This window comes from Hyphomonas sp. UBA4494 (assembly GCF_002388935.1).
In the GTDB taxonomy this organism is placed as follows: Bacteria; Pseudomonadota; Alphaproteobacteria; order Caulobacterales; family Hyphomonadaceae; genus Hyphomonas.
On record NZ_DGNK01000030.1, the window covers coordinates 36,808 to 57,758 of the forward strand.

The window sequence follows — 20,951 nt, forward strand, 5'->3', positions numbered from 1 at the left end:
CACCTGAGGCCATGAGCGACCCTGACCCTTCTGACGCGCCGCCAAGCGGCCGATTACGTAGCTTTTTCGGTTTCCGCCGGAAGCCAGCCCCTGTGGAATCGGTGTCCGCCGCCACCAATGGGGAAACGCCGCCGCACAATCCGCACGAGATGCGCCTGCGCCTTGCCGAATTCCAGGATTTGCGTGTGGAAGACGTCATGGTCCCGCGCGCCGAGATCAAGGCCGTAGAGGTCGGGATCGAGTTTCCGGAACTTCTGAAATATTTCGCCGAGGTCACGCATTCACGACTGCCGGTGTTCAGGGAGTCGCTCGATGATCCGATCGGCTTTGTGCACATGAAGGATGTGGTCAGCGAACTGGCCAAGGGCGAGGAGCCCATGAAGCGGCCGCTGGAAAAGCTGCACCGCGAAGTGCTCTATGTGCCGCCATCCATGAAGTTGACCGATTTGCTTGTGAAAATGCAGTCGACCCGTATTCATCTGGCGTTGGTCGTGGACGAGTATGGCGGTACGGATGGGTTGGTCAGCCTGGAAGACCTTGTCGAAGAAATCGTCGGTGACATCGAAGACGAACACGATGATGAAGAAGCCATGTTCGTGCGCCGGAGCCAGAGAATCTGGGAGGCGGACGCCCGCACGGAGATTGACGACTTTGCAGAGGAAACGGGCATTGACCTCGCACTTGAGGACAACGACACGGATTTCGACACGCTTGGCGGGGTCGCCTTCGCGCTGGCCGGAAAAGTTCCTGTGCGCGGAGAAGTGCTGGAGCACCCGACCGGTGTCGAGATCGAAATCATGGAAGCCGACGCCCGGCGTATTCGCCGCGTTCGCCTTCGCACCCCGGAAATGCCTGCCCCTGCACATCAGGAGTAAGTCATGACTCATCCGGTGCGAAGCCACGGGTTCACAGCGCTTGGGCCCCTGCATGAAGCCTTCGCCCGCCTGACCGGCTGGCCGGCAGTGATCACCAGCTTGTTGCTGGGCGCTTTTTCGGCGGTTGCATTTGCGCCGTTTCATTTCAGCGTGGTCCTGGTGATTTCATTCACCGGTCTGATCTGGATGCTGGATGGTGCCCGCAGTCACCGTAAATGGGGCAAGGCAATCTTCCTGCGCAGTTGGGCTTTTGGCGTCGGATTTTTCCTGATCAGCATGCATTGGACGGCGGCGCCCTTCCTGGTTGAGCCGGAAAAGCACGCCATTTTCCTGTGGATGCCGCTGATCCTGTTGCCGGGTGGGATGGCGATCATCTGGGGCGTGTTCGGCGCGATGGCGGGCGCATTCTGGTCTTCCTCACCCTCACGCATTTTCATTTTCGCGCTATTCTTTGCACTCGCCGAGTTCGTGCGCGGTCATCTGTTCGGCGGGTTTCCGTGGAACTTGCCCGGTACGACCTGGATTCCGGGCGGCGCCTTGTCCCAGACGGCGTCAATTGGAGGGGTCTACTGGCTGACGCTGTTGACGGTGTTCATCATGTCGGCGCCGGCCGCGCTTGTGGACACGCGAGAGTCCCGCCAATTGGCGGTGCGTATGGCGCCGTCCTTTGCCGCCGCGATCCTGATCGCGCTCGGCTGGACCTGGGGCGCCCAACGCATTGCCCAGCCCTCGGCCCAGTCAGATCAGTTTGTCGTGCTGATGGATTCGGGTGTGCCCCAAAGCGAGAAATGGGAGATCGGTCCCGATCCGATCCTGATCGAATATTTGCGCATGCTGTCGACGCAGGAAGGGGAGGCGGGCGATATTGTCCTCTGGCCGGAAGGGGCGTTGCCGACCACCTTGTTGCAGGATGCGAACGCCCTCGACGCTGTGGGCGCGTATCTTGGCCCCCGCAAGCTGATCGCTGGCACAACCCGGTACGAGATCACCGGCAAGGACATGCGCGATTATTATAACAGCCTGACCGTGATCGATGAGAATGCGATCCGCTCCGGCCCTGTGGCGCTGTATGACAAACATCGCCTGGTGCCTTTTGGAGAGCTGCCGGCCACGCGCATCATTCCGTTCGGGCAGGCCATGTCCGGCATCTTGCCGGGCGCAATACAGCGCATGGCCAGTGACGGGTTCCGGCCCGGCCTTGGCCCGGCAGTCATCTATGCCGATGACATTCCGCCTTTCGTCGCGATGATCTGCTATGAGGGGCTCTATCCGTCGATCCCGCGAAACGCCAATTTGGGGGCGCGGGCGGACTGGCTGGTCCTGATTTCGAACGATGCCTGGTTTGGGGGTGGCATGGGCCCGGCCCAGCACTATGCGCAAAACCGGTATCGATCGATCGAGACAGGCTTGCCCATGGCACGTGTTGCCAGCCGGGGGGCGTCGGCCATTGTCGATGGTTTGGGCAGGGAAGTGCTGCGTGCGGCGCCGGTCGCAGACGCCCCGAGTGGGTGGAATACCAGCTTTGGCCGTGGACGACTTCCATTGCCCGAGCCTGTTACCCTGTTCCAGACCCGGATTGGCCTAATCCTGTTCTGGCTGTCCCTGTTCCTGTTCGTCGGACTGGCCTTCCTTACGTGGCGAAGATAGAAAAAGTACAGGCGACATACAGAAACAGGGGGGGACATGGCCGACAACAAGCTACCCAGCGGTATTGATCGCGTCGTCGGCCAGCGCATCCGGTGGCGGCGCAAGGAGCTGAAACTGACCCAGGAAAAGCTGGGAGAGCTGCTCGGCCTGACCTTTCAACAGGTCCAGAAATACGAAAAGGGTGTGAACCGTGTATCCGCGGGGCGCCTGTTTGAGATGTCCACCGCCATGGGTGTCCCCATCACCTACTTCTTTGACGGGGCAGAGACCTTTCTTGATCATGATGCCGCGTATGTCGCTGAAGACGGCGACGCGATCCATGCGCCTGTGATGACGTCGGAAATCCTGGACCTGATTGCCGCCTTCCAGAAGATCGAAGACCAGTCGCTGCGCAAATCCCTGCTTGGAACCATTCAGGCCGCTGCAACCGCGTTTGACGGAAAGCAGCAGGACGAGGATTGATCCCCTTCGATCACTGAGGCATCAGACGCCGCGATGACCGACGATACCCCTTCCTTGAAATCACGCCCATTGCGCACGTTTGGCCGAACGGGTGGGCGGGCGCTATCCGCACGCCAGCAGGACCTGATCGACAATCTCCTGCCTGAGCTGGCAGTCCCGTCGGCGGATCCGGGCACGTTGAATCCGTCAGACATGTTCGGGGATGATCGCGACATCTGGCTGGAGATAGGCTTCGGGGGCGGGGAGCATCTTGTTGGTCAGGCCGGATTGCACCCGGAAGTTGGGTTCATCGGCTGTGAGCCCTTCGTGGAGGGCATGGCCAAGGCGCTGACGGGTATCAAGGATCATGACCTCGGCAATGTTCGGCTCGTCATGGACGATGCGCGGCCGGTTATGGCTGCGCTGAAGGATCAGAGCATTGCGCGCGCCTTTATCCTTTTCCCGGATCCGTGGCCGAAAAAGCGGCAGCAAAAGCGCCGCCTGATCCAGCCGGAATTTCTGGATGAACTGTATCGTATCTGTCGTCCCGGCGCGCAGATCCGGTTCGCGACTGACGTCAAGAGCTATGCTGACGAAGCGCTTGCCCGGTTTCTGGAACATGGAGGATTCGACTGGGGGGTGAACTGTGCCGATGATTGGCGGCGTCCGCCAGAAGATCACCTCACAACGCGCTATGAGCGCAAGAAATTGGGCGATTGCGCCCCGGTTTGGCTGGACTTCGTTCGCAGCTGACACAAGACATTCACTTGACCGATTGTCGCACCCATGCGTTTATATTGCCATCGAATTCGGTCGGTCTGAAACTTCAAGACCCCGTCAGACCGGCGGCCATGACTTTCTTCCTACCCGTTTCGATAAGTGGATCTGGTTCAAATCCGAACCGGGACGCTTCTATCTAACGTAAAGGACTACAAGTAATGGCAACTGGCAAAGTGAAATGGTTCAACGACCAGAAGGGCTTTGGCTTCATCAAACCTGATGAGGGCGGCGCGGACGTTTTTGTACACATTTCGGCCGTTGAGCGCTCCGGCCTGCGTACGCTGGCTGAAGACCAGGCAGTATCTTACGAACTCTTCAAGGACGAACGCCGTGGCAAGACCTCGGCTGTGGACCTGAAGGTTCTGTAAGCACGAATTACCCTTTCTGGGTTCAAGGCGGCGGTTCCGGCAACGGGACCGCCGTTTTTCCATGCTTACCGCACCCCATCTCTCGACAGGCCGCACTGCAGGGAGTATATGCACTCCCAAGTCGAAACATATCGGCGGCGGTTCCGGCAACGGGGCCGCCGCTTTTCTTTACCGGAATAGTCCCTTTCTCCGATGATTGCCCTGACCGAACAGGAACGCCAGATTCTCGCGCTCGTCACGCCCGTGGCCGAGTCGCTTGGCATGGAAATCGTTCGCCTGCGCGTGCAGGGCGGGCGGCGCCCACAGCTGCAGATCATGGCAGAGCGCGCCGGCGGCGCCCCAACCAATGTCGAGGATTGCGCCAGCTTGTCGCGCGCAATCGCGCCCCTGATGGATGAGGCTGACCCGATCAGCGAGGCCTACACGCTGGAAGTGTCCACGCCTGGCATCGACCGTCCCCTGACGCGGGAAGGGGATTTCGGGCGCTGGATTGGCCATGCGGCGAAGATTGAACTGTCACGGCCGATTGATGGCCGTCGGCGGTTTTCCGGTGTGATCCGGGGCGAGGACGAGGATGGCGCGCATATCGAGCTGGACGACGAGACTGAACTCGTTGCCCATGTCCATGAGATGAGCCGCGCCAGCCTGATCCTGACCGACGAATTGATTGATGCAGCGCGCGCGGCTGGCACCTTGCCGCCGCAGCCAGACGAAGACGACCTTGGCGATCTGGAGATCGACGAGACGGACGAAGACACCGATACAAACGAAGAGACGGGAGACGTCACATGAACACCATCGGCGTTTCAGCCAACAGGCTGGAAATCCTGCAGATCGCGAAAGCGGTCGCCGAAGAGAAGGCAATTGATCAGTCGATTGTCATCGAGGCCATGCAGGAAGCAATCGAGAAGGCCGCAAAAGCGAAATACGGCCAGGAGCACGACATTCGTGCGAAGATCGATTCTGTGACAGGCGAGCAGACGCTGTGGCGCATCCAGACCGTTGTGGCGGACGAGGAGTTCGAGGACGAGTCCAAGGAACTGCGCCTGTCCGAGGCCAAGAAGATTGATGAGAACCTGGTGGCAGGTGACGAGCTGAAGGAAGAGCTTCCGCCTTTCGATTTCGGCCGTGTTGCTGCCCAGACGGCCAAACAGGTCATCATGCAGAAGGTTCGCGATGCCGAGCGCGAGCGCCAGTACAATGAGTACAAGGACCGTGTCGGCGAAGTCATCTCCGGTGTCGTCAAGCGCGTCGAATATGGCCATGTCATCGTGGACCTCGGCCGCGCCGAAGGCATTATCCGTCGCAATGACGGTATCCCGCGCGAGAACTTCCAGACCAATGACCGTGTCCGCGCCTATCTCTACAAGGTGAGCCGCGAGACCAAGGGTCCGCAAATCTTCCTGTCCCGCTCTGCGCCTGACTTCATGGTCAAGCTGTTCGCTCAGGAAGTGCCGGAAGTTTATGAGGGCGTGATCGAGATCAAGGCCTGCTCGCGCGATGCGGGCAGCCGCGCCAAGATCGGCGTGATCTCCAATGATTCCTCCATCGACCCGGTCGGGGCCTGTGTCGGTATGCGCGGTGCGCGTGTGCAGGCTGTGGTCGGCGAACTGTCGGGTGAGAAGATCGACATCATTCCCTGGAACTATGACGATGCGACCTTCATCGTGAACGCCCTGCAGCCGGCCGAAGTGTCGAAAGTGGTGCTGGACGAAGAAGAGCGCCGCGTTGAAGTCGTGGTGGCTGATGATCAGTTCCCGCTGGCCATTGGCCGTCGGGGCCAGAATGTGCGCCTCGCCTCCCAGCTGACCGGCTGGCAGATCGACCTCGTGACCGAGAGCGCCGATTCCGAGCGTTACCAGCGCGAGTTCCAGGAACGTACCGACCTCTTCATGAAGGCGCTTGATGCCGACGAAACGCTGGCCCAGCTGCTGGCGTCCGAAGGCTTCGAGACGGTCGAAGAGATCGCCTATGTTGCGCCGGAAGACTTCATCACGATTGAGGGCTTTGACGCTGACGTGGCGGAAGAGCTTCAGGAGCGCGCCCGGGAATTCCTTGACCGTCTTGCCGCTGAGAATGATGCCAAGCGCAAGGAACTCGGTGTTGAGGACCCTGTGATGGAATTGGAAGGCATGACGCCTTCCTTCGCGGTCCGCCTCGGCGAAGAGGGTGTTCAGACGCTGGATGATGTGGCGGGTCTTGTGCCGGACGACATCACCGGTTGGCGTGAGCCCGGCCCTGACGGCAAGCCGGTCTGGGTCGAAGGTGTTCTGAAGAAGGGCGAGATGCGCAAGGATGACGCGCAGATGTTCATCATGCGCGCACGGGTTGCCGCAGGGTGGATCGAGCCGGACGCCATTGAGCAGATGCTGGCCGAGAAAGCCGAAGAAGAAGCCCCTGAACTTACCGAGGAGGAGCGTGCGCTCCTGGCACTTGGTGAACTCGGTAACAACCCATCACCGGATGCGGTGGACGAAGCTCTTGAAGAGCTCGAGTTTGATCTCGATGCCCTGGCAGCGGAGGGCGGTGATGATGAAGAGGCCGCACCGCAAGAGTGAAGCGCGGGTAACCGCTACTGAAGGTCGTGTTGCGGACGGGGAAAGCCCCGTCCGGCAATGCGCCGTAACCCGGGAAAAGCTTCCGCAGGATGCGATGGTGCGATTTGCGCTGTCGCCAGACAATGTCGTGACCCCGGATATTTCAGGCAAGTTGCCTGGCCGGGGCGTCTGGGTCCATTCGGACCGTGAGACGTTGGAAACGGCCGTGAAGAAGGGCGCCTTTGCGCGCGGCTTCAAGCAACAGGTCATTGTCCCGGAAGGACTTTCTGGCACTGTAGAGACTTTACTGTTGCAGAGGCTGACCGGCCTGCTGGGCATGGGGAAGAAAGCAGGGGATATCGTGCTTGGCTTCGACCAGGTGCGAGATGCGTTGCAGAAGAAGCGGCCTGGCTTGCTTCTGGAAGCCGCTGATGGTGCAGAAGATGGCCGTTCAAAGGTGTATTTCCTCGCCAAAGCATTATATAGCAACGTGAAAATGGCCGGTGCGCTCAGTTCAGAGGAATTGGGCGTGGCTTTTGGACGTGAGCGTGTGATACACGGTCTCGTCCGCAAGGGTCCAATTGCGAAGGCGACAGAGCTTGCTTATCAGCGGCTAGCCGGATTTCGAGCAAGGCCCGAACTGGACTGGTTCCCGGATCAGGATCGGTAGCGGAAAACAAGGCCGAGGCGCATGGGCGCGGATCGGTAAGAAACGTGGTATGAAGAACGTATGAGCGATACGAAAGACACTGGTGGTAATACGGGCGGACGCAAGCCGCTCACTGTTGCACGGAAGTCATCCGGCACGGTGAAGCAGAGCTTCAGTCACGGCCGCTCCAAGCAGGTGGTTGTTGAAACCAAGAAGCGCCGGTCTGTAGGACCGAGCGGTTCGGCTGCTGCGCCAGGTGGTGATGCTTCGAAAGCGGCTTCAGACTCCCTCGAAGCCCGCCTCGTCGCGACCGCCAAGAAGCTTGGTATCACGGTCAATGAGCTGAAAGCCCGCCAGAAAGCGCTGTATGAGCGCAAACAGGAAGAGGCCAGCCGCGCCAAGGAAGAGCAGACCCAAAAGGCTGCTCAGGATCGCTTGCGCTCGGAGCAGGAAAAGAAGATCCAGGAAGTAAAAGAACGCGAAGAGGCTGAAGCTCGCCGCAAGGCTGAGGAAGAAGCCCGCAAGGTCGAGGAAGCCGCCGCGAAGGAACGTGCGGATCGCGCGCCCAAGGCTCGAGGGAAGACGGATGCAGCCGCGCCAGCGGCGACCCCACCCGTTGATGACAGCCCGGCACGTGCCAAGCGCGGCAAGTCCGGTCGTGATGACCGTGATCGTGCCAGCCGCGACTCACAGAACCGCAGTTCACGCGGTGGCGGTGGTGGCGGCGAACGTCGCCGTGGCAAGTTGACGATTTCTTCTGCGCTCGGTGATGACGCTGATCGTCAACGCTCGCTTGCCTCGCTGCGCCGCGCCCGGGAGCGTGAACGTGAGCGCCGTACAGGCGGTAATGACCAGCGCGAAAAGATGTCCGTCGAGGTCACCCTGCCAGAGACCATCACGTTGCAGGACCTTGCCCAACGCATGAACGAACGCGTCGGTGACGTTGTGAAGTTCATGATCCAGCAGGGTGAAATGCTCCGCGGGAACGACATTATCGATGCCGATACGGCTGAACTGATCGCCGAGGAATTCGGCCACACCGTGAAACGCGTGTCTGAAGCCGATGTCGAGATCGGCCTGGAAGGCGGCGAGGATGATGCGAAAGACCTGAAGCCGCGCGCGCCGATCGTGACGATCATGGGCCATGTCGATCACGGCAAGACGTCGCTTCTGGATGCCTTGCGCAAGACAGATGTTGTGGCAGGCGAAGCTGGCGGCATTACGCAGCATATCGGTGCCTATCAGGTGAAGCTGAAATCCGGTGACAAGATCACCTTCCTGGATACGCCGGGCCACGCAGCCTTCACGGCGATGCGTGCCCGCGGCGCGACCGCAACCGATATCGCAATTCTTGTGGTCGCAGCCGATGACTCGGTGATGCCGCAGACGATTGAATCCATCAATCATGCGAAGGCTGCTGGCGTTCCGATCATCGTCGCCGTCAACAAGAGCGACCTTCCGGATGCGAATGCCGACAAGGTGCTGACCGATTTGCTTCAGCATGATGTGCAGGTTGAAAGCATGGGTGGTTCGACCCAGGCCGTGAAAGTATCCGCGCTGACCGGCGCCGGACTGGACGAACTGACGGACGCCATCACGCTCCAGGCTGAACTTCTGGAATTGAAGGCCAATCCGGCCCGTCCTGCGGACGGTACCGTGATCGAAAGCCAACTCGACAAGGGTCGCGGCCCGGTCGCGACGGTTCTGGTCAAGCGCGGCACGCTCAAGCGGGGCGACATTGTTGTTGCCGGCGCTCAGTGGGGCAAGGTCCGTGCGCTCGTCGACGAGCGTGGCCAGCAATTGAAAGATGCCGGTCCGTCGCTTCCTGTCGAAGTGCTCGGCCTGGATGGCGCGCCAGATCCGGGTGACCAGTTCGTTGTGGTCGATACCGAAGCGCGTGCCCGTGAAGTCACCGAGTATCGTGTTCGCCAGAAGCGGCAGGTCTCCGGCAAGGCTGGCGCAGCCGCGCGGGCATCGCTCGATCAGCTGCTCAGCAAGTTGAAGGACGGGTCTGTCGAGACGTCGGAACTGCCGGTGGTCGTCAAAGGTGACGTCCAGGGTTCCGTCGAAGCGATCAGTCAGTCTCTGGACAAGATTTCGACCGACGAAGTTCGTGCACGGGTTATTCACGGGGCGGTCGGCGGTATTTCCGAAAGCGATGTTCTGCTCGCCCAGTCCTCCGAAGCTCCGATCTTTGCGTTCAATGTGCGTGCAAACAAGCAGGCACGTGACCTCGCAGAGAAAGAAGGCGTCGAGATCCGCTATTATTCCGTGATCTACGACCTGATCGACGATGTGAAATCCACGCTGTCGGGCATGTTGGCCCCAGAGAAGCGCGAGACCTTCATCGGTTATGCCGAAATTCTGGAAGTCTTCAACATCACCAAAGTCGGCAAGGTTGCCGGTTGCCGTGTGTCCGAAGGCAAGGTTCTTCGCGGTTGTGGTGTTCGCCTGCTGCGCGATGACGTTGTCATCCATGAAGGCAAGCTGAAAACACTGAAGCGCTTCAAGGATGAAGTAACCGAGGTCAGCTCCGGCATGGAGTGCGGTATGGCGTTCGAGCGTTACGACGACATGCGTGTCGGCGACAAGATCGAGTGCTTCCAGGTTGAGGAAATCGCAAGGTCGCTTGAATAAGCCAGGAACGGATGATTGCGCCTGATCACATCTCCGGCCTTCTGGGTGAAAAAGACCAGAAGCGCCTGATCCGTCTTTCAAGGCGAGGCGCAGTCGGGCCGACCGCAATATATTATGCGGGCGTGACGGCACCCATCATATCGGCCAGCATGTCGGTCATGATGCGCAATGCGACCGAAATGGCCGGCCTCAGCCCTTATTGGCAATGGTTCCTGTCGGCGCTTGTCGCCGCGTTTGCCGGGATTTCATGGTATCTCATTTTCATTCGCTGGTCATACCGGTCTCCGGTTGATGTGTTTGGAGCCTCGGCTCTGGAAACCGAAATCAGTGTGATGGACGCATATCTGAAAGTCCGACGAGGCGGTATCGAAACCCGAATTGACTGGGCCAGCGTTGCAGCCGTCAAATCCAGTCGCGGGTTCACATCGGTACAAATACAAGGCGCAGATGCGCTGATCATTCCCGACGAATGGTTCAACAAGGACAAGCAGGCGCGCCGCAATTTCGTGGAGCGCCTCAAACAGAAAGCAGGTGTCTGATGGCACGCAAATCATCCTCTCCGGGGCTTCCGAGCCAGCGCCAGTTGCGCGCAGGCGAACTTGTGCGTCATGCGATCTCGGACATTCTTGCCCGAGAAGACTTTCGCGACCCGGACCTTGTCGGCGTCATTGTGACAGTCGGCGAAGTGCGCTGCTCTCCCGACCTGCGCCATGCAAACATTTTTGTATCACCGCTGGGCAATGACAGCGAAGAGGGGCGTACCAAACTTGCGGAAGCCCTGAACCGCGCGGCGAGTTTCCTGAGAGGAAAACTTGGCCGGGAAATCGAACTGAAATTCACGCCACAGCTCCATTTCATTGCCGACAAATCCTATGATGAGGCGACCGCGATTGACCGCTTGCTGGCAGATCCTCGCGTGAGACGCGATCTAGACCAGGAATAGCACCTGGTCAGCTGTCTCTGGACAGGTTGTAAGTTGACTCGCCTGCACCAGATTGCGAGCGTTGATTGATCGCAATCAGGGGCCCGCACGGATGGATCGCCAGACGCTCGACATGGAAGGGGCTCGCCGGGGAGAGATTTCTGCGGCGTCGCTTCAGATGGGCGAAGACACGATCGCCATCCAATGCATAGCCACCATGTCCGTGGAGTCGAAGGAGTTTGCGCCATGGGAGACGCCCGCGAACAAGCGAACCCAGAGCCTTTATGCGTCCTTCTTCGTAATCAATCTGTTCTTCGGTCTGATGGCGCTCGCCTGGGGCGGCCTGTTTCCGGGGAACGGCTCCAGCATGGTCGCGCTGTTGGTGGGCGGCGTGCTGACGTTGCTGGGGTTTATCCTTGGCATTCGCGCGGCGTTGATCGCGCGTCGCATGAAGACGCGCCAGCCTTATTACCGGCTCGTGATCGGCGCATCGGATGGGCGGCAGATCCCGCTGGTGGACAATAATCGTGACGTGTTGATGCGTATTCGGGACGTTGTCCGTCACAAGATGGATTCCGGTGAGCGTGCCATCCGCGGCGAGTTTGATCTCGATCTGGATCTTGTGGACCTTAGCTTGCCGACCGAGCCACAAAAGACGATTGCGTCGCCAAGAGAGCCAGTCGTTCCGGCTGGACCCTCCGAGACCGAAACCGAGGTCTTGTTCGATCATGATCCCGAGATCGTCCGCGACGCTTCCTGACCTCCATTGTCGCAGGGCTGGCCGCACTGGCTTGACGCACATGAGCGGGCTGCGTATGGCCGCGCCTTAATCCTTTTCCGACACACCGCCGCCCGCGTTCGAACCGCGTGCTGGCGCAACCAGAGAGTTCTGAAACTTGGCCCGTCAAAGAAAGCGCAAAGGCGACCCGATCAACGGGTGGCTCAACCTGTTCAAACCTGTCGATATCACATCAACTCAGGCCGTCGCGATCCTGAAGCGGAAGTATAATGCTCAAAAAGTTGGCCATGGCGGGACACTGGACCCGCTGGCCGACGGTATCCTGCCAATTGCTTTCGGCGAGGCGACCAAGACGGTGCAGTGGGCGATGGATGCCCAGAAGGAATATGTCTTCACCATTCGCTGGGGCATCTCGACGGAAAGTCAGGATGCCGAAGGCGAAGTGACCGCCACATCCGAAGCGCGACCAACGCGGGAACAGGTGGAAGAACTTCTGAAAGGCTACCTGGGGACCATTGAGCAGGTGCCGCCGAAATTCTCTGCGATCAAGGTAGATGGCCAGCGGGCCTATGACCTCGCACGGGAAGGGGAGGAGTTCGAACTTACCTCGCGCGAAGTCGACGTGTTCACGGCCAGTGTGATTGGTATGCCGGACGCAGACCATACCGTGATCCATGTCACGTCGGGCAAGGGATTCTATGTCCGCGCCATGGCACGGGACCTGGCATTTGATCTCGAATGCGAAGGCCATATCAGTCAGTTGCGGCGCACACGTGTCGGCCAGTTCGGCGCCCCTGCGGCGATCCCGCTGGCAATGATTGAGGAAGCTGAGGATATGGAAACCCTGATGGGGTTTCTTCAGCCGATCCATGCCATGCTCGAGAATGTGCCAAGTGTGGACATCACACGCGAGGAAGCAGGAAACATCCGCCACGGACGGACGATTGTTCTATTGCCGCACATAATTGAGCGATGGAAGGAAGAAACGTCTGACGATCCAGACGACCGGGCAGCGATCGCCGTTTGCGACGGAAAAGCTGTGGCCTTGGGGGATGTCCGCGCCGGGCGTTTCGAGCCAAGTCGCGTATTTACGTCATAATTTCAGGCGTTTTACGAGTTTTCCAAGAACTGTGTCAGGTCTCTCTCAGCGCGGAGACGGGGCCCATTCCTGCGGGAATTCGTGAGATTCGTCACATGCAGATGTACATCCATTAATGTGGCTATTTGATTCATTAACTTTTTCGCGCCTAGCGAGATTCTGCTGGAAAGTTGCACGGAATCTGCAAGATGCGTAGTCCCGTCAATGACGGCGGGAAACAAGGGAGTACTCTTATGAATCTCAAGAAAGATATGCTCCTCGGCTTCAGCAACCTTCGTGACGCGAAAAACGACACGATGGTCGGCTGCAAGGGAGGTCGCAACAAACGCCGGCGCGGCGGAAGAAAATTCTTCAAGTTTTGGTAGTATACCAGCGCTAGCGAACGTGCACCGCCTCTCGCGAGGCGGTGCACATACTTAAACAGCGTATGCCGGGAGATTCGTTGAAAATGCCGTTCCGCTTCATTCCGAACTCCAGCGACGCCATCACGACCAATCAGGCCATGCATGATGGCCTGTATGACAGCCTTCGATATCTGGCAGGCGAACTGAGCGACAAAGCGCCGACACTGCCCGCTGCATTTGAAGCCTGGCGCGAGAAAATCGGACCAGCTCAGCGCGTATCATCAGCGGTATTCGGAACCTACTACGACGCTGTGGAAGCTCTCCAAGCCGGTGAGACCGACACAGGTGTGGCGCTTATTCAGCGCATTCTAACGGAACATCCCGTGGCGCGGAGCACGAAGATCACTGTTCTGGGACGTGACTATACAGACGCTGACAGTCGCCGAATTCAAACTTTCATGGGCGCTCCCGAAACGGGCGCTGCAGGCGTAACTCGGCCAGACCCGTCGCAAGCCGACCGCTTCTCCGCGAAGCTGGAAGAGGCAATTGGCTGGATAGAGCACAACCTGCCCGAGTTGCACGATGAGATGAATGCACTGCTGGGGGAGTTGGTCCTGGTGGGGCCGGCGGAAGGCTCGCTCGAGTTTGAAGGCGGCACCTGTTTCCGCCTCTGGGGTGCAATTGCCCTGAATGCAGAGCGTAAGGCGTCTGTGGCCGATCTGATTGTCACACTGGCGCACGAGGAAGGCCATGCGGCCCTGTTCGGTGCCTGCAAGAATGAAATGCTTGTGGAAAATCCGGATTCAGAATTGTTCTGGTCGCCCATCCGCCGAACCGAACGCCCGCTGGAAGGTATTTTTCACGCATCATTTGTATCTGCCCGGATGATTTGGGTGTTGAAGCACATGCTGACTGGCGATGAATTCGGTTGGTTCGAGCGCCGCCGACTCAGGAAAATCCTGAAGGAAGCCGAAGCCATCCAGCGGGACTCTGCAGACATTGTCCGGCGCGAGGGACGTTTGACCGAGACGGGCAAGAGCGTGCTGCAGGCGATGACTGATTTCATGGATGGGTCAGGCAAGTTGCCGATTTCCGTCTGACATGACGGCCTCCTTCATCATACGCCGGGCCATGCGCAACCTTGTATGGATGTTCGCGCATTCCTGGGGTTCGGCGATCTTCGGCCTTGTCAGCTTCGCGATCATGGCGCGCATTCTGGGACCGGAGCCGTATGGCATCATGGCGCTCGCCAGTCTGATATTTGGCCTGGTGGGCATCTTTGTCGGCCCGCCTTTGACCGAAAGCCTGCAGCAACGAGAAGACCTCAGTGATGCACACCTGGATACGACCTTCTGGTTGAATTCAGGTCTGACGGTTCTGTTTTCCATCATCATCGCCTTGCTGGCAAAACCTCTCGCCAACCTGATCGGCGCTCCCGCCGTAGCGGATGTCCTGCCTGCGCTCAGCCTGCTCATGGTATTGGGTAGCGTTGAGGGGGTGCCTGGAGCACTGCTCCAGCGGCGTCTGGAAAATGATAAAGTGGTTTTGATCGAGACGGTTTCGGAAGTGGTCTCAACCGGCGCGGCACTTGTGTTGGCAATTCTCGGCTTCGGCGTTTGGGCGCTTGTCCTCAGTATGGCGGTTGGCACGGTGATCTCGGCAGCGGGCATCATCTATGCCGCGAAGTGGCGACCCGGATTTGCCGTGAGCCGGGACGCCTTTCGAGAATTGTTTGCGTTCAATCGCGATACCGTACTGACCTATCTGCTCGGCTATATTGATGATGCCATTCCGCGCTTCCTGCTCAGCATGATCGGCGGCGAACGCGCGGTCGGCCTGTTGGCGATGGCTGGCAATGTTTCCGGCATGCTGACGGAACTGTTGATGGGACCATTCAATGAGATCGCGATGAACGTGGTGGCGCGTCTGCAGTCCAGTCGCAAGACGGTGCATGATCTGCTGGACCGTGTATTCGCCATGACGACAGCAGCCATCTATCCGGCGACCCTGGGCCTTGCAATGGTGGCACCTTTGCTTGTGCCGCTTGTCGTGGGGGATGAATGGGTGGCGGCGGTGTTGCCGATACAGATTTTTCTTGTTCTGGGGATCCGGGACGCCACAGGCAATTTCAATATTGCGATCCTGAGGGGTGTAGGCGACAGCAAGTCTCCTCTGTTGATCCTTTCGATAGGTATCGTCCTCTTGGGCGCAATGGCGCCGTTCCTGATGCCATATGGTGTTGTCGGTATTGCGGCCCTGATCGCCCTGCGAACTTTTCTCACATGGCCGCTCTCGGCCTTGCTGGTGCAGCGAGCCGCAGGCTACTCGGCGCTGCACCAGCTGACCGTTGGCTGGCAGGCACTGCTCAGCGCGATCGGCATGGTCGGCGCGGTGTGGACAGTCCAGAAATTCCTGCCGAGTGAATGGTTCGATGTCGCCATCATTGTTGCAATGGTTGCGACTGGTATTGTGGCCTATGGTGCGCTCATGTTTTTGATTGGAGCGCGGCAAGTCAGGGAAATCCGGGAGGGGATGACCTGGTTCCGAAACCATCATGACAGCGTCGAAGACGCGATCTGAAATCTGACAGACGGGGACGAATAATTGATCTGCTTTATCACATCCGGATCGCACAAATACGCTGTGCGCGAGCTGCGCGACGTTCCCGGCATGCCGAAGATCGATCTGATGTCGTACAACCAATTGCTTCGCAAGAAGTCCTTGCCTCGCGCCACCTACGTCTTCACCGATTTTGACCGCATTGATTTTTGGACGCGCGAACTGGCCGCCAAAGCCTATCGCTACCTCACGGCCAACAATGCAAGGGCGCTGAATGATCCGGCCAGCGCGCGCACTCGGTTGCCAATGCTCAAGAAACTCCAAGGCGAAGGCCTGAACAGCTTTTCGGTATGGGACGCGGAGATGGATGGCTTGCCGGATCGGTATCCGGTATTCCTGCGCACACGCGCGGCGCATCGCGGTACGCAGACCGAATTGCTGACGACGCCGGAAGAGGCTCGGTCTGCGCTCGACGAACTCGTCAGAACGGGGCTTTGCCTGTCAGATCTGATGTTTGTGGAATATTGCGCCGAGCCTATTGAGGATGGCTTGTTCCGCAAGCTTGCCGCGTATTGTGTGGGCGATGAAGTCATAACCGGAATGTCCGTCCACGATGAAAACTGGCACGCCAAGTATGGCAAGGAAGGTGTGGCGAGTGAGGCGCACTATCTCGACGAGATGCAGGCGGTGAAGGAAAACCGCCATGCTGCGGGGATTGCCGGGCATTTCAAGGCAGCAGGCATTTCCTTCGGACGGGCGGATTTCACACTGGTGAAAGGAAAGGTCGAGGTCTACGAGATCAATACGAACCCGAACAATTCCCTGATTCTGGACCATCCATTCCCCTTGCGGGTTGAGACAGACGCCTTGTTCCATCAGCGTCTGGCCGAGGCGATGCGGGCCATTGATACGGAAACAGGTGGTGATCCCATCTTGATGGACCATCCAGACCTGGTCTCCCAGCGCAAGCGCGATGGCTATTTGACACGGCCGCGCTGGACTCCTTGATCACAGTATTGCGGCGGCGTGTGCACTGGCCCAGGCCCATTGGAAATTATAGCCACCCAGCCAGCCAGTAACGTCCACGCATTCTCCAATGAAATGCAGGCCCGGAACATGGCGGCTTTCCATCGTCTTCTGGTCCAGGCCGTCAGTGGCGATGCCGCCCACGGTGACTTCGGCGGTGCGATAGCCTTCCGTGCCCATTGGGGTCACGCGCCAATCCTTGAGGAAGGCTGCGAATTCGTCGATGGCGACGTGGGAGAGGTCGGCCAGCCGGGCATCTTGTGCGATCGGGCCGAGATCTGCGATCAGGTCGGCGAGGCGGGCAGGGAAGTGGGCTTCCAATGCCTTGGCGAGCGTCTGTTTCGGCGCAGCCTGCTTGGCGGCGCGCAGGGCATCGCCCAGATCTGCCTTCGTCAGAAGGCTGAGCGACAGGGGGTCGCCCTGATGCCAGTAAGAGGAGGTTTGGAGCGCTGCAGGGCCCGAGAGGCCGCGATGGGTGAAGAGCAGGTCTTCATCAAAGCGCGCGCCGGGGACGCTGGCGAGCACGGGGGTAGCGACGCCGGAGATCGAGGCGAATTTCTCGCCGAGTTCGCCCGAAAAGGTGAAGGGGACAAGGCCGGGCCGCGTTTCCACGATGTCATGCCCGAACTGGCGGGCGATGTCATAGGCAAGGCCGGTCGCGCCCATTTTGGGAATGGAAAGCCCGCCTGTGGCCACGATGAGCCGCTCTGCGCTGGCCGCGCCGCTGCTGGTCTCGACCGTGAACCGTCCATCCGTATGGGTCACGCCGGAAACTTCTGTGGAGAGGCGGATCTCCGCGTCGCCCTTGTCGCATTCGTCCAGCAGCATCTGGATGATGGCGCCGGATTTCTGGTCACAGAAAAGCTGGCCCTTGTGCTTTTCGGTATAGGTCAGGCCGTGGGCGGCCATGAGGGAAATGAAATCCCAGGCCGTGTAGCGGGCCAGCGCCGATTTCGCGAAATGCGGGTTCTGGCTGAGAAAGCGGTCGGCGCGCGTTTCGAGATTGGTGAAGTTGCAGCGTCCGCCGCCGGAGATGCGTACCTTGTCGGCGGGGCGTTTTGCATGGTCTAGCACCAATACACGCCGTCCGCGTTGACCGGCAAGGCCCGCATGGAACAGGCCCGCCGCGCCCGCGCCCAGGACAATCGTTTCATAGGATGTCGGCGCATTTGGCATGCGCGGGCTTTAGCGGGTTTGGACTGCGCGGGCTAGGCAGGCAACTGTCTACTCTGTCGCCGGAGGGAGAACAGCACCGCCAGCGGGCCAGTCTGTATCGCCCGTACGTGTGACTTCCATGCGGAATATTTCCATCGGGTCTCCGCTGGCTGGATGGTAGTGGCCGATCTCGGTCCAGACATCACCGTCCAGGGTCGCGACATATTTGACTTCGGCCTCCGGGCCAGCAGGGATGGTCCAAATGAACCCGGTCTCGGTTGGCACCAGTTTGAAAGACCCGGTTCGATCGGGCAGATAGCTGTTCATGTCGCACGCCTCGGCGTCTTCGGAACAGGACACGACAGCGAAGGCGTTGAAGGCCAGTGAGCCGTCGTCGCGATAGCCGCGCCCTTCGATCACCGCGATCACGCCGTCCAGCATGAGACCGACACGCTCTGTCTGTGTGACAGTATAGGGCTGCCTGGCCTCGTCATAGCCGCTCGCCGTGCCCACCCATGTGCCATAGAATGGGGTGAGCGGATGGGCAGGGGCGGCGGCCTCTTGCGCCAGTGCACCAAGGGCGAGGGCGAAGGTCGCCGCGGTGAGGGAGAGCGTGCGGACCATGACAAGTTTCCTTTTTGCAGAATACTTTGAAAAGCAAAGTGAATGATCAAGAGACCTGTGTCAAGTTTGGCGTGAGTGGAATAGTGGGACGCGAGAAGTCACGGCCCATGCGCAAGGCGAACTGGCGCGGGCCATCCGGGTCTCTCATGGTCAAGCACAAGCCCTGCGTTTGCGCTTGGGCCTTCTCGGGTAAATCGCCGTGCGATTTGTGCTCCCTCGAAGAGCAACCTCTCGCTCACAAAGACCGTATCCCCGGCGCATGCCGGGGTCGCCTGCAGAAACTAAGCTGAGCCAGCCGCGCGAGACTCCGGCATGCGCCGGAGAGGCGGGGATGACAGGAAGGGACGTGCCTCAGACCGGCCTTGCATAATAGGCGACGGCATAGTCCGGCGTGTAGCGTTTCTCGCCAACACGGACGAAGCCCATACGGGCGTGGAATCTGTGCGAGCCCGGATTGTCCGGGTCTGTGTTCACTTCCGCGCCGAGCCATTGGCGACCGCGGGCGAGGTCGAAGGCGGCTGCATAGAGGCGCTGGCCGAGGCCCTGTCCGCGCGCGGCCTTTGATATAGCGATCCGGTCAACATAGAGCAGGTCGCAGTCTTGCTCCGCCTGCCACGCCTCGAACCAGCGGAGATTGGCGCTCTCATAGGCCAGCGTGCCGGGCTCGATCAGCGTGATGAAGCCGAGCGGCGCGCCGTCCGCATCTGTCGCGACGAGGCAGGTGGCGAGATCAATCCAGCGCTTCAGGCCCTCAGCCGAAGCCTCATGCCCCACACCGGGCGTCGAGGCTTGGTTGATCGCGTAGAGGGCAGGGAGGTCTGTGGGAGTGTAGGGGCGGATGGGCATGGTGGGGATTTGGCGCATAGGCCGGGGATTGGCAACTACCGTTGCCGCAAACACCGAACTCATCCTGAGCGAAGTCGAAGGATGAACGGCGGAGTGCGAAAAGGGCAACCCGATTTTCAGTGCACCGCCAGCAGGCGCTCATCCGCCCGGTTATTCGCTATCGGTCTCCCTTCCGTTTGGCTGTGGGGAAAGGATGGCAGGGAGGGGTGGCAAGTTCCGCGATGCGGAGAAGGTGTGCTTCCAAGTTGCTCCGCAGACGAATAATTGGGAGGAAGCGTGAGCCAATTTAAAATTGAAAATTATCCCATATAGAGGTATAAAAAGCGAAAGAAAGGTGGTCTCTATGGCTGACGGAATTGAAATTTCTGAAATTATTACATCGCTTACTCAAGGCATTCGGCACGCGGCTGCAACTTCCAAAAAAAGCGGTTTCGACCCCATAATTCAACTCTCAAATTGTGAAATAGAACTTGCAGTTACGGCCAAAGCTGAAGGCAAAGCGGGCTTGAAATTTTGGTTGCTGGATGCGGGAACAAGTGTAGCGGGAGAAAAGGTGAGTAAAATAATCCTCAGATTTGAGCCTACGTCGAGCAAGGCGGTGCAACTCACAAGTCGAGGCGGAGCTGAAAAGGATGGTCCAGCCCACAAGCGGAAAAAGGAGGGGTGAATGAGCCGGTCAGGAGACCATTTGAGGTACTTACTGCTTTCGGATGAAAGGTTTGTAACTGAGTTTGATAGACAGTGGGTGGCGATCGCTGGTGAGCAAATCGTTTCCGCTAATCCTGTGTTGGGTGTTGTGCTCAATACACTGCGCGATAGGCATCAAGAATATGAATCGAAACCAGTACTTGCCTTTGTGGTGAAGGGAGTACTGCAGTGACTCGCACGATAGCGTTTCGTGGTGACTATGATTGGGGTACGCAACCTGGTGGGTTCTCCAACAGGCCCTATTCTGAGGTCGAAATTGTCGGTCCAAATGGAAGCATTTCAGCTTTTTGTATTGTTGATTCCGGAGCTGATTATATGCAGCTTCCAAAAGAGATATTGGAAGACATTGGAATTGATATTCCGGACGATAAGACCACTGTATTGGATGCATCGCTCTGCAATGTAATATTCGAAGTCTTCTACGATGTTGAAGTGGTCATTGAGGGAAAAAAGACGATTTTGGATAAAGTGCTATCAAATCCCGGTGTTCCGCCATTGCTCGGGCGGACGGCATTTCTACAAGTGCTTGACGTGGGGTTTGATGATGACGGTTGGCTTCACAAGTAACGCTTTTGATCAATTCTTCCCAAACTTCCGGTCCCGTCCCGCCAGAAGGCGCAAGCGCAGTGCGTTCAACTTGATGAAGCCTTCGGCGTCTTTCTGGTCATAGGCGCCGTGGTCGTCTTCGAAGGTGACGATGTCTTCCCGGTACAGAGAATAGGGGCTGGAGCGGCCGGTCAGGTAGGCCTGGCCCTTGTAGAGTTTCAGCGTCACTTCGCCCGTCACCCAGCGCTGGGAATGGTCGATGGCGGCCTGCAGCATTTCGCGCTCCGGGCTCCACCAGAAGCCATTATAGATCAGCTCTGCATAGCGCGGCATCAGTTCGTCTTTCAGATGGGCCGCGCCCTTGTCGAGCGTGGCCTGTTCGATGCCGCGATGCGCCGTCAGCAGGATGGTGCCGCCGGGCGTCTCATAGATGCCGCGGGACTTCATGC

At 58.9% G+C, this 20,951-nt stretch carries 23 protein-coding genes and 1 pseudogene; 20 read left to right on the forward strand and 4 right to left on the reverse strand.

Going from position 1 to position 20,951, the window contains the following annotated elements; all coding sequences use genetic code 11:
- The first annotated feature begins 11 nt into the window (after positions 1–11).
- The 17 genes from B2P82_RS10990 (at position 12) to B2P82_RS11070 (ending at position 16,605) form a co-directional block, all read left to right on the forward strand.
- Positions 12–875: a transporter associated domain-containing protein gene (locus B2P82_RS10990; RefSeq protein WP_290497043.1), complete on the forward strand. Its 864-nt coding sequence runs from the start codon at positions 12–14 to the stop codon at positions 873–875.
- A gap of 3 nt (positions 876–878) precedes the next feature.
- Complete coding sequence (gene lnt, locus B2P82_RS10995; RefSeq protein ID WP_290497044.1) at positions 879–2,522, forward strand: apolipoprotein N-acyltransferase; 1,644 nt, start codon at positions 879–881, stop codon at positions 2,520–2,522.
- A 36-nt stretch (positions 2,523–2,558) separates the two neighbouring features.
- Complete coding sequence (locus tag B2P82_RS11000; protein ID WP_206991866.1) at positions 2,559–2,984, forward strand: helix-turn-helix domain-containing protein; 426 nt, start codon at positions 2,559–2,561, stop codon at positions 2,982–2,984.
- 33 nt (positions 2,985–3,017) lie between these two features.
- Complete coding sequence (gene trmB / locus B2P82_RS11005; protein ID WP_290497045.1) at positions 3,018–3,716, forward strand: tRNA (guanosine(46)-N7)-methyltransferase TrmB; 699 nt, start codon at positions 3,018–3,020, stop codon at positions 3,714–3,716.
- A 185-nt stretch (positions 3,717–3,901) separates the two neighbouring features.
- Positions 3,902–4,111: a cold-shock protein gene (locus tag B2P82_RS11010; protein WP_034817395.1), complete on the forward strand. Its 210-nt coding sequence runs from the start codon at positions 3,902–3,904 to the stop codon at positions 4,109–4,111.
- Between the two features lie 192 nt (positions 4,112–4,303).
- Entirely contained in the window at positions 4,304–4,903 is a 600-nt protein-coding gene (gene rimP / locus B2P82_RS11015) for a ribosome maturation factor RimP (RefSeq protein WP_034817397.1), read from the forward strand.
- Positions 4,900–6,669: a transcription termination factor NusA gene (gene nusA / locus B2P82_RS11020; protein WP_206991869.1), complete on the forward strand. Its 1,770-nt coding sequence runs from the start codon at positions 4,900–4,902 to the stop codon at positions 6,667–6,669. Before rimP ends, nusA begins: the two co-directional genes overlap by 4 nt.
- A complete protein-coding gene (locus B2P82_RS11025; protein WP_290497046.1) occupies positions 6,641–7,318 on the forward strand; it encodes an RNA-binding protein in 678 nt (225 codons plus the stop codon). Before nusA ends, B2P82_RS11025 begins: the two co-directional genes overlap by 29 nt.
- A gap of 60 nt (positions 7,319–7,378) precedes the next feature.
- Positions 7,379–9,934 (forward strand): translation initiation factor IF-2, encoded by a 2,556-nt coding sequence (gene infB / locus B2P82_RS11030; protein WP_206991870.1) that lies wholly within the window; start codon positions 7,379–7,381, stop codon positions 9,932–9,934.
- Between the two features lie 11 nt (positions 9,935–9,945).
- Positions 9,946–10,473: a YcxB family protein gene (locus B2P82_RS11035; RefSeq protein WP_290497047.1), complete on the forward strand. Its 528-nt coding sequence runs from the start codon at positions 9,946–9,948 to the stop codon at positions 10,471–10,473.
- On the forward strand, positions 10,473–10,877 hold the full coding sequence (gene rbfA / locus B2P82_RS11040; protein WP_206991872.1) for a 30S ribosome-binding factor RbfA: 405 nt from the start codon (positions 10,473–10,475) through the stop codon (positions 10,875–10,877). The genes B2P82_RS11035 and rbfA overlap by 1 nt, the downstream gene beginning before the upstream one ends.
- 91 nt (positions 10,878–10,968) lie before the next feature.
- Entirely contained in the window at positions 10,969–11,616 is a 648-nt protein-coding gene (locus B2P82_RS11045; RefSeq protein WP_206991873.1) for a hypothetical protein, read from the forward strand.
- 136 nt (positions 11,617–11,752) lie between these two features.
- The gene (gene truB, locus B2P82_RS11050; RefSeq protein ID WP_034817408.1) at positions 11,753–12,694 is read left to right on the forward strand and encodes a tRNA pseudouridine(55) synthase TruB; all 942 of its coding nucleotides are present in this window, start codon (positions 11,753–11,755) and stop codon (positions 12,692–12,694) included.
- 233 nt (positions 12,695–12,927) lie between these two features.
- Positions 12,928–13,059, forward strand: coding sequence for a hypothetical protein (locus tag B2P82_RS11055; protein WP_255342031.1), 132 nt, complete (start codon positions 12,928–12,930; stop codon positions 13,057–13,059).
- Between the two features lie 83 nt (positions 13,060–13,142).
- Complete coding sequence (locus B2P82_RS11060) at positions 13,143–14,138, forward strand: aKG-HExxH-type peptide beta-hydroxylase (protein WP_290497048.1); 996 nt, start codon at positions 13,143–13,145, stop codon at positions 14,136–14,138.
- Position 14,139: 1 nt separating this feature from the next.
- Positions 14,140–15,618, forward strand: coding sequence for an oligosaccharide flippase family protein (locus B2P82_RS11065; RefSeq protein WP_290497049.1), 1,479 nt, complete (start codon positions 14,140–14,142; stop codon positions 15,616–15,618).
- A 24-nt stretch (positions 15,619–15,642) separates the two neighbouring features.
- Positions 15,643–16,605, forward strand: coding sequence for an ATP-grasp domain-containing protein (locus tag B2P82_RS11070; protein ID WP_290497050.1), 963 nt, complete (start codon positions 15,643–15,645; stop codon positions 16,603–16,605).
- Here the strand turns inward: B2P82_RS11070 and B2P82_RS11075 are convergent, their stop codons facing one another.
- The 3 genes from B2P82_RS11075 to B2P82_RS11085 all read right to left on the reverse strand — a co-directional run bounded on the left by B2P82_RS11075 (position 16,606) and on the right by B2P82_RS11085 (position 19,248).
- A complete protein-coding gene (locus B2P82_RS11075; RefSeq protein WP_290497051.1) occupies positions 16,606–17,799 on the reverse strand; it encodes a BaiN/RdsA family NAD(P)/FAD-dependent oxidoreductase in 1,194 nt (397 codons plus the stop codon).
- 48 nt (positions 17,800–17,847) lie between these two features.
- Positions 17,848–18,402: a hypothetical protein gene (locus B2P82_RS11080; RefSeq protein WP_290497052.1), complete on the reverse strand. Its 555-nt coding sequence runs from the start codon at positions 18,400–18,402 to the stop codon at positions 17,848–17,850.
- Between the two features lie 351 nt (positions 18,403–18,753).
- Positions 18,754–19,248, reverse strand: coding sequence for a GNAT family N-acetyltransferase (locus B2P82_RS11085; RefSeq protein ID WP_290497053.1), 495 nt, complete (start codon positions 19,246–19,248; stop codon positions 18,754–18,756).
- A 343-nt stretch (positions 19,249–19,591) separates the two neighbouring features.
- Here B2P82_RS11085 and B2P82_RS11090 point away from each other — a divergent pair, with 343 nt between their 5' ends.
- The 3 genes from B2P82_RS11090 to B2P82_RS11100 are packed head-to-tail and all read left to right on the forward strand — an operon-like array spanning position 19,592 to position 20,523.
- Positions 19,592–19,915 carry a trypco2 family protein gene (locus tag B2P82_RS11090; RefSeq protein ID WP_290497054.1) on the forward strand — a complete coding sequence of 108 codons (324 nt, stop codon included), beginning with the start codon at positions 19,592–19,594 and terminating at the stop codon, positions 19,913–19,915.
- Positions 19,916–20,128, forward strand: coding sequence for a hypothetical protein (locus B2P82_RS11095; protein WP_290497055.1), 213 nt, complete (start codon positions 19,916–19,918; stop codon positions 20,126–20,128).
- Positions 20,125–20,523, forward strand: a complete 399-nt coding sequence (locus B2P82_RS11100; protein WP_290497056.1) for a hypothetical protein — start codon at positions 20,125–20,127, stop codon at positions 20,521–20,523. Before B2P82_RS11095 ends, B2P82_RS11100 begins: the two co-directional genes overlap by 4 nt.
- Before the next feature lie 9 nt (positions 20,524–20,532).
- On the opposite strand, the pseudogene B2P82_RS11105 reads toward B2P82_RS11100, so the two are convergent.
- A pseudogene (locus B2P82_RS11105) lies at positions 20,533–20,951 on the reverse strand (argininosuccinate synthase); the annotation flags it as partial.